A 6,295-nucleotide genomic window follows, 5' to 3' on the forward strand; every position below is an offset into this window, starting at 1 on the left:
TCCTCACTGCCCCCATGATCGCCGTGAAGGTGCGGGTTCAGCGAGAAGGTGAGGTCGTCCATCTGGTGGTCCACGGGATCACCGACCTGTCAGGGGAACTGGCCAGCGTGGGAATGTGCGAGGGGAGCGCAGATGGTGTGCTGCAGGAGCGCGAACGCAAAAGCCGCAACACGTCAGCAGTGCGCGAACCACATGCGGGGTCCTCTACCGGGCTGCGCGCCCGCAACATGTATGTCCGCGACCTCCATCTCGACACGATCAAGGTGAAGCCACGGGATTTCAGATAAATTGCAGCGCGTAAGAAGGTCATTCGAGCAGAAGTCATCTCGCCCATCGTGCCTTCCCGTATCGCAAGAGCGGTGCATCGCGGCTCCCTAACTGCCTCACAGAACCCGAATCGGGAACTGTACACTCTGACCTTTGCTCTTCGACCCCTTCATCGAGGCAAGACGGAGTAGGTGCAATCATCACATCACCGTGATAATCAGGAAATCATATCCTCACGGCACGACGCTGCAGGCCGCTGCAGAACATTGCAAACCCGTCCCACCCCGTCTCATGGCGTGTCACGAATTTGCAGAACTTTGCAGCATATCCCATTCGGGTCGCAGCAGCCCCCTCGCCCCTCTCTATCCGTTGGGTTGACCCCTTCCCCCTAGCCTCTGCTTAGCTCCCGAGCGTGCTCAGAACGCATGGAGATTTGCAGAAATGCCCAGGAAAATCCTGAGGCTGCCGGAAAGGCATGCCGCAATCCGAGAGCGCCGCAGATGGCTCTCGTTCAGACGAGCGGCCGACGAATTTCACGTTCCTTTGCACCCGCGTGAGTGCCGGATCCGCTGGCAACACCCGGGTGTCGCAGCGCTGGATTGCTGCAGCCCTTGGGAGGTGTGGCCGTGAGCGAGGCACGCGACATCACCGCGGCGCTGGGCGGCTGCTGGTACGGGAGCTTTGGCACTGCCGCCTGTCCCGTGTGCCAGCCCGAGCGCCGCAAGGATCAGACTGCATTGACCTTGAGCGATCGTCAGGGCCGCCTGATGCTCCACTGCAAGAAGTCGGACTGCCGGTTCACGGAGGTGCTGCGCGCGGCCGGCATTGCCCGCAAGCGCCGTCGCGAGGACGGGTCTCCGCGCAGTTCTGCTGGTGCAGCCGATACGGCCAGGACCTCTGGCTACGCGAAGCAGCTGTGGCAGGCGTCCGCACCGATCACGGGCACGCCGGCCGAGACCTACCTCCGTGAGGTCCGGAAGATCGAAGGCACCCTGCCGCCCACGCTCCGCTACAACGCCCGCACCTGGCACAGCCCCTCGCGCCGGAACCTGCCTGTGCTCATCGCCCTGATCGAAGCTGGGCCCGGGTTCGCGGTCCTGCGGACCTACCTGCGCCCGGACGGCTCCGGCAGGGCCGACCTGCCGGAGCGCGAGCAGAAGATGATGCTCGGCGGCACTCGTGGCGGCCATGTGACCCTGCAGGCAGGGCCCGGTCCTATGGTGGTTGCCGAGGGGATCGAGACGGCACTGTCGCTGCCGGGCCTTCTCGATATCGGCTCCGCCACCCTCTGGGCGGCACTGACGGCGCCCAACCTCGGCGCACTCAGCCTGCCGGAGGTGCCGGGCCACCTCGTGGTGGCGACGGATGGAGACGAGGCCGGGCGCAGGGCTGGAGAGGCGCTGCGCGTGCGCGCGGTCCGTCTCGGCTGGAGCGTGGAGATGAACCCCGCGCCGGAGGGGCGCGACTGGAACGACGTGCTGATCGAACGGAAAGGAGCGCGCCATGGCGTTTGACACGCTTAGCTGGGCGATGAAGCAGCAGGACCTCCACCCCACGACCCAGCTCGTCCTCATCAAGCTCGCGGACTGCCGCAACAAGGAGCGCGGGCAATGCGATCCAAGCCAGAAGAGGCTGGCGCAGGCCTGCAACCTGTCGGTCTCGACCATCAATGCGCATCTGCGGATCCTCGAGGATAAGGGACTGATCCGGCGCATTCGTCGGTTTGACCCGAAGACGGGAGCGGCCCGCACCACCCAGTACGAGTTTCCTCAGGCGCATGAGGACAATCGGTCCGCAGGTCGGCAGAGCCCGGCTGCGCGCGGCGGCCGATCCACCCCTCTCCGGGCCGCTGGAGAGGCCCCCTCCAGTCAGTCGGACAGCGCCCCTCCGGCAGGTCGGAAACAAACCGGGAAGGGAACCGGGAAGTGAACCTGGAATCTGCCGTGAAAGAAAAAAACCACTTCAGGCAAGAGGAGGATCCGTCTCCCAGACTTGGCCGCGATCGTGCCCGACCCAGACCGGATGTCCTGACGGGTGAGAAGGACAAGGGGAAACAATGAAAGACCAGTCCTCTCCCGCCCGCCGCCTTTTCTTTTCACGGGAACAGCCGGAGCCGGACGAGGTGGTGACAGCCGGCCACTCCGGGTCCTTCCGGCGGTTTTTTCCCTGCGGGGGGCGTTTGCCCGCGAGATCTCCAGTTGCAGGCGATAATGCGGGTTTCCACGAGGTTTCCACGAGGTGTCCGCCGGGTTTCCAGCCGTGCCGCCGGGGTTTCCATCCCGCGCGCGAACAGGAGAGCACCTGATGACCCGTGGCTCCAATCCGCTGCCGCCCGCGCACATGACACCCTCAGAGCGCCGGCAGGAGCTCTGCAGGCTATTGGGCTACGGGCTGGTGCGCCTGCAGGCCCGCCATCGCGACGTTTCGGAGACAGTTCGCCCCCATGCCAACCGCCCGACTACACATCGGGTGCGGACAGAGCGGTAGTGCCGCCATGCCGACGAAGAGAGAGTTTTCCCGTGACGACTGACATCGATCCCATTCCGGCGCGGCTTGCGTCGCTGAAGACCGCCACCACGGCTGAACTGAAGACGCAGTGGCGCGAGCTCTTCGGAGCCGAGCCGCCGTCCTTCAACCGCCGCCATCTCGAGCGCCGGCTCGCCTACCGCCTGCAGGAACTGGCCTTTGGTGGCCTGAAGCCTGAGACCCTGCGCCGGCTCGAGCGGCTGGGGGCGGCGCTTGAGGAGAAGGGCAAGGGCCGGGGCTGGGGTCCAGCCCAGCCCGAGCTGATGCCGATCACCGGAACCCGGCTCCTGCGCGAGTGGCAGGGCGTCGAGCAGGTCGTGACGGTGACGAGCGACGGCTTCGAGTGGCAGGGCCGCCCCTATCGCTCGCTCTCCGCCGTGGCACGTGCCATCACCGGCACCCGCTGGAGCGGGCCGGTGTTCTTCGGGCTCAAGAACCACCGGAGCGCGGCATGAGCACGCGCGCGACCGACAAGCCGAAGATCGTGCGCAAGCTCCGCTGCGCGGTCTACACCCGCAAGTCCTCGGAAGAGGGACTCGAACAGGAGTTCAACAGCCTGCATGCCCAGCGCGAGGCCTGCGAGGCCTACATCGCCTCGCAGCGCTCCGAAGGCTGGGCGCTGGTGCGGGAGCGCTATGACGATGGCGGCGTCTCCGGCGGCACGCTCGAGCGCCCTGCCCTGCAGCAGCTCATGGCCGACATCGAGGACGGCCTCGTCGACGTGGTGGTCGTCTACAAGATCGACCGCCTGTCGCGCTCGCTCGCAGACTTTGCCCGGCTGGTCGAGGTCTTCGACCGCACCGGCGTCACCTTTGTCTCGGTCACGCAGTCCTTCAACACCACCACCTCCATGGGCCGGCTGACGCTGAACATCCTGCTCTCCTTCGCCCAATTCGAGCGCGAGGTCACCGCCGAGCGGATCCGCGACAAGGTCGCGGCCAGCCGCCGGAAGGGGATCTGGATGGGCGGGGTGCCGCCCTGGGGCTACCGGGTCGAGAACCGCAGGCTGGTGGTCGATGAGGAGCATGCCAGCCATGTGCGCTGGATCTTCGCCCGCTTCCTCGAGCTGGGCTCCTGCACCGAACTGGCGCGCGAAGTGGCCCAGCGCAGTCTCCGGACGTCCCGCGGCAACCGGATCGACAAGAAGTACCTCTACCGCATGCTCAGCAATCGCGCCTACATCGGCGAGGCTGTCCACAAGGGGGCGAGCTATCCGGGCGAGCACGACGCCATCATCGACCGGGACACCTGGGGCAAGATCCACGCGATCCTCAAGGAAAGTCCGCGCAAGCGTGCGGCCCGCACCCGGGCCGACACCCCTGCCCTCCTCAAGGGCCTGCTCTACGGGCCCGACGGTGCCGCCTTCTCGCCCACCCACGCCCGCAAGGGAGACCGGCTCTATCGATATTATGTTAGCCAGTCGGTGCTGAAGCATGGGGCCGGCGCCTGCCCCATTGCCCGGGTGCCTGCAGGCGAGATCGAGGCGGCCGTGCTGGGCCAGCTGCGTGCGGTGTTCCGCCAGCCCGAGATCATTGCCGGGACGTGGCGGGCGGCACGGGAGCAGGCGCACGGGATCACCGAGGAGGATGCCCGCGTGGCCCTTCAGCAGCTTGATCCGCTCTGGGATGAGCTCTTCCCGGCCGAGCAGGCGCGGATCGTCTCCCTGCTCGTCGAGCGCGTGGACATCGGGCCCGAGGGGCTGACGGTCCGGCTCCGGGTCGACGGGCTCGTGGGGCTGACGCGGGAGATGCAGGCCGGTGAGCTGGAGCGGGCGGCATGATGGGCGTTGCTTGGGCATCACTTGGCCTGGCCCTCGTCGAGCTCCTGAAGGTACGCCTGGAGCTTACTGCCCCGCGACTGAAAAGCCGGCGCCGGGTAATCGGGTTTTCAGGCGGTCGGCCAGGCGCGCACGTCAGTGTTCCGGAGCGTGCCGCATGAGCTTCAAAGCAGCAATTTCAGGCGTTCTGGCCCTTTTGGGTCCGCGCGTCTCTCGCCTGACCACCGTCACCGACCGCCTGAAAACCCGTCCCCGGCAGAACGGATGTTCAGGCGGTCAGCATGGGGTGCAGCCCGGCGAACCGGAGCATGCCGCATGAGACACGCAGCGCCCCTGCCCGACACCCTGACCCTTCAGATCCCCTTCCGCATCACCAGGCGCGGCGGGCGCAAGGAGATGGTGCTGCCTCCGGATGCACCGCAACCAAGCCGGACGGACGGCACACTGGTCCGGGCGCTTGCACGGGCCTTCCGGTGGAGGCGGATGCTGGACAGCGGAGCCTGCCTGACCATCGCCGAGGTAGCGGAGCGAGAGGGTATCGCGGTGTCCTACGTCAGCCGGATGATGCAACTGACGCTGCTCGCGCCCGACATCGTGGAGGCCATTCTGGATGGCCGGCAAGGGCCGGAGGTCACGCTGGCTCGGCTGCTGCGACCGCTTCCGGTCGAGTGGGACGAGCAGCGCACCAAATTAGCGGCCAGAAGGTAACCGGCCCAGAGCAAACCTCCCGCCGTGCGGCGCGGTAATGCAAGTGTCCGCTCTGAGAGTCGCGCAACAAGCGACGCATTGCCCTTGTTCAACATAGCTGTCGGCGGCCAGCTCCGGGCTGGCGCCAGAACTCATGCTCAGGCGCCCTTTTCGGGCCTGCCGGGCTGCTGCGATTCTGCCTCATGCGCCAGCAGCGCGCGGATGCCGAAGGCGATGCGCGCCCAGTCGTCGCGCGTCTCCTCCGGTGCAAGATCCAGCTCTTCCTCGATCCTGTCGGCCATCTTCGCCATGAAGGCCGTGTTGCCGGCAAGGAAGCTCTCGCGCTTGACCCCGGCGAGTTCCTCGAATTCGCGGGCAAGGCGTTCGCGGTTGCGCAGGCCACGCTCGAGGTCGCCGAAGTCATGAAGATCGAGCAACTCCAAGCGATCGTCGCCGCCGGGGCCATGGTGGATGGTGCTGAGGATCAGGTCGGCAGCCCTCTGCCAGGCCGCATCGGGAGGCACAGGAGCGAAGCCGAGCATCCAGTCGGCACTGCGCCGCTCCTTGTCGGGCTGGTCGTCGTAGATGACGTCATGGATCAGGATCGCGAGATCGAGGGCAAGGTCGTACGGGACGCGCTGCTCCGCCGCGATCTCGTAAAGCCGCTCGACATGATCGAAGTTGTGGTAATGTCGGCCCTTGGGCTCGGCATGGGCCGCCCGGGCCGCGTTCCAGATCTCCGTGCCCTCAAGGTGGGTCCACCGTGTCATATTGTTGCCTCCTCGGCCGATAGGATCACGTCTGGAAGGTGGTCCTCATGACATTCCAGGAGCCTTGGGTCTGTTCCACTGAGAATCGGCCCAGACCGTTGCTGGAAGATGCGAGGTGATCCTCGAGGCCTGTCGTAACGCCGAACGCGACCCGGCAGATCATCGGTCTTCGACAGGGCGGTGGAAAATGATAGCGCGACCACTGGCTGGATCGGATACGGGCCGAACGATGCCTCTGCCGCCGTCACGCAGCCTGCATCCTCACCGC

Annotated in this window: 8 protein-coding genes; 7 read left to right on the forward strand and 1 reads right to left on the reverse strand. The window is 66.2% G+C overall.

Annotation, left to right across the window (positions count from 1 at the left end; genetic code table 11):
- The 7 genes from ACFFII_RS02145 to ACFFII_RS02175 form a co-directional block, all read left to right on the forward strand.
- The coding region (locus ACFFII_RS02145; protein ID WP_377697242.1) for a hypothetical protein at positions 1 to 287 on the forward strand (287 nt) is incomplete at its 5' end.
- A gap of 606 nt (positions 288 to 893) precedes the next feature.
- Complete coding sequence (locus ACFFII_RS02150; RefSeq protein ID WP_377697243.1) at positions 894 to 1,781, forward strand: DUF7146 domain-containing protein; 888 nt, start codon at positions 894 to 896, stop codon at positions 1,779 to 1,781.
- Entirely contained in the window at positions 1,771 to 2,196 is a 426-nt protein-coding gene (locus ACFFII_RS02155; RefSeq protein ID WP_377697244.1) for a helix-turn-helix domain-containing protein, read from the forward strand. Before ACFFII_RS02150 ends, ACFFII_RS02155 begins: the two co-directional genes overlap by 11 nt.
- A 590-nt stretch (positions 2,197 to 2,786) precedes the next feature.
- A complete protein-coding gene (locus tag ACFFII_RS02160) occupies positions 2,787 to 3,248 on the forward strand; it encodes a DUF2924 domain-containing protein (RefSeq protein ID WP_377697245.1) in 462 nt (153 codons plus the stop codon).
- Entirely contained in the window at positions 3,245 to 4,573 is a 1,329-nt protein-coding gene (locus ACFFII_RS02165; protein ID WP_377697246.1) for a recombinase family protein, read from the forward strand. Before ACFFII_RS02160 ends, ACFFII_RS02165 begins: the two co-directional genes overlap by 4 nt.
- A 154-nt stretch (positions 4,574 to 4,727) precedes the next feature.
- On the forward strand, positions 4,728 to 4,889 hold the full coding sequence (locus ACFFII_RS02170) for a hypothetical protein (RefSeq protein ID WP_377697247.1): 162 nt from the start codon (positions 4,728 to 4,730) through the stop codon (positions 4,887 to 4,889).
- A complete protein-coding gene (locus ACFFII_RS02175; RefSeq protein WP_377697248.1) occupies positions 4,886 to 5,278 on the forward strand; it encodes a ParB/RepB/Spo0J family partition protein in 393 nt (130 codons plus the stop codon). Before ACFFII_RS02170 ends, ACFFII_RS02175 begins: the two co-directional genes overlap by 4 nt.
- Positions 5,279 to 5,415: 137 nt before the next feature.
- Here ACFFII_RS02175 and ACFFII_RS02180 read toward each other — a convergent pair whose 3' ends face one another.
- Complete coding sequence (locus ACFFII_RS02180) at positions 5,416 to 6,027, reverse strand: hypothetical protein (RefSeq protein WP_377697249.1); 612 nt, start codon at positions 6,025 to 6,027, stop codon at positions 5,416 to 5,418.
- Positions 6,028 to 6,295: the final 268 nt, after the last annotated feature.

Origin of the sequence: Paracoccus niistensis (assembly GCF_042432925.1) — a bacterium.
Classification (GTDB): Bacteria; Pseudomonadota; Alphaproteobacteria; order Rhodobacterales; family Rhodobacteraceae; genus Paracoccus; species Paracoccus niistensis.

Excerpts from the sequence above, each read along its gene's own strand:
- ACFFII_RS02155 (WP_377697244.1), top strand. The coding sequence starts at position 1,771 with ATGGCGTTTGACACGCTTAGCTGGGCGATGAAGCAGCAGGACCTCCAC.
- ACFFII_RS02165 (WP_377697246.1), top strand. The coding sequence starts at position 3,245 with ATGAGCACGCGCGCGACCGACAAGCCGAAGATCGTGCGCAAGCTCCGC.
- ACFFII_RS02170 (WP_377697247.1), top strand. The coding sequence starts at position 4,728 with ATGAGCTTCAAAGCAGCAATTTCAGGCGTTCTGGCCCTTTTGGGTCCG.
- ACFFII_RS02175 (WP_377697248.1), top strand. The coding sequence starts at position 4,886 with ATGAGACACGCAGCGCCCCTGCCCGACACCCTGACCCTTCAGATCCCC.
- ACFFII_RS02180 (WP_377697249.1), bottom strand. The coding sequence starts at position 6,027 with ATGACACGGTGGACCCACCTTGAGGGCACGGAGATCTGGAACGCGGCC.